This window comes from Bacteroides sp. MSK.20.82 (assembly GCF_019052485.1).
Taxonomy (GTDB): Bacteria; Bacteroidota; Bacteroidia; order Bacteroidales; family Bacteroidaceae; genus Bacteroides; species Bacteroides thetaiotaomicron.
In genome coordinates this window covers 1-1,470 of sequence record NZ_JAHQUN010000119.1, presented here as the reverse complement: position 1 = coordinate 1,470, position 1,470 = coordinate 1, and the positions used below count along the sequence as shown (strand labels likewise).

Sequence of the window (1,470 nt, the reverse complement as noted above, 5' to 3'; positions counted from 1 at the left end):
TTATTCCATCAGCATCATAAAGATAAGAAATGACATGACCGTTTTCAAATTCTATGCGACTCGGTAAATTTATAAAATTATATTGGATATCAGCCAACTTTTCACTCAAATAATATCACACAGAAATGTACACAAACAAAATAGAGGATGTGATAACACATCCTCTAAATATTTTCATAAATTTCAAATAGACAACTATTATCAGAATAAATACACTATCACTATTTTGATTTAGGTAGATATTCATCTATTTCATCTGGATGGTCACGTAAGTATTCTTTTATAAAAGACGGTAACCATTCATAAGGGGTAAGAGAATCATATAATACTTCCTGAATAAACTTTTGAAGTTGCTTTGGATTTCCCTTCATCAACACGTCATTTAAAAGCACTCCGTAACCACCGGCACCAATGCAGACTTTTATATCAGGCCTCCTTTCACCGTTTATCGGTTTTAATCTTATAAGTGAACTTACCCTAAGATCGATATAAGAATCGGGATTGGCAGGTTTCAACTGATTAACCAGAGTCAAAAAGCGATTGATAATCTTCCTATCACGAATAATTGTTTTATGGCTATCATTTCCAAATACAATGTGCAAACAATCGGTGATAGGAACATCTGTATCCACATCTCCTATAAACCAAAAATTTACATTTTCCACTTCGTTACTATCAATTAAAAATTGATTGCTTTTACATGATGTTATAAACAGTAATAGCAAAAACAATGAACCACCATAAAAACATTTTTTATGGTTCAGAAGTCCATACAGCTTTATTCCTTTTCTCATATTCCTGTGTTTTTTGTCTATCAATCACATTTGAAGTAACGCCTTTCGTTATTACAGTTTTCCCATTATGGTTTCTTCTTGTAACTTGACCGGAACGGGTTTCTCCATTAGCCCTTGAGGTTTTCTGTTCAGAACCAGTTATCACCCGCCTTTCTTCTTTTGTCTGATATTGCGAATCGCTACCTCGTGCTCTATTTACTTCATACTCTTGAGTATTTGTTTTATGTTCCAAAGCATGATCTGCTTCATGGTCAAATACGGTAGCCGGAGAATTGACTATTCCATTATCTTTTTGCGATCCCCAGTTACTCTTCCAATAAATACTTCCAGCCCCACGTGCGGCATTGGGATTATATGAGTTCTCAAACACCGCTTCCATCACATTTACCTTTATATTGGTATTCTCTACAATTGCTACCGTAGAGGCTCCACCTCCGTTTCCTGCCTTCAATCCATTCGCTTTATTATATTGATAAGCAGTAATTACAGATTGTACAAATGAATTTGGATGAGTTATGTCACCACCACTATATGAATATGAAACCTTTTTCCCAGCATCATTATTATACCAAATAACTACTGTATTTCCGTCCGGGTCAATATGATTTATCGGATTACCCATACAATAAGTATACGGACTCCAACTATAATACTTCTCACTCATCGGATCAACCGC

Annotated in this window: 1 protein-coding gene and 1 pseudogene; both read right to left on the bottom strand. The window is 35.0% G+C overall.

Features of this window, described 5'->3' with window-relative positions:
• Positions 1 to 221: 221 nt before the first annotated feature.
• Positions 222 to 794, bottom strand: coding sequence for a hypothetical protein (locus KTR07_RS28065; RefSeq protein WP_008767442.1), 573 nt, complete (start codon positions 792 to 794; stop codon positions 222 to 224).
• Positions 754 to 1,470 (bottom strand): annotated as a pseudogene (locus KTR07_RS28060) (RHS repeat-associated core domain-containing protein); the annotation flags it as partial. The pseudogene KTR07_RS28060 and the gene KTR07_RS28065, both read right to left, overlap by 41 nt.

What these genes read in the sequence shown, in the direction of transcription:
- KTR07_RS28065 (WP_008767442.1), bottom strand. Translation starts at nt 794, where the DNA reads ATGAGAAAAGGAATAAAGCTGTATGGACTTCTGAACCATAAAAAATGT.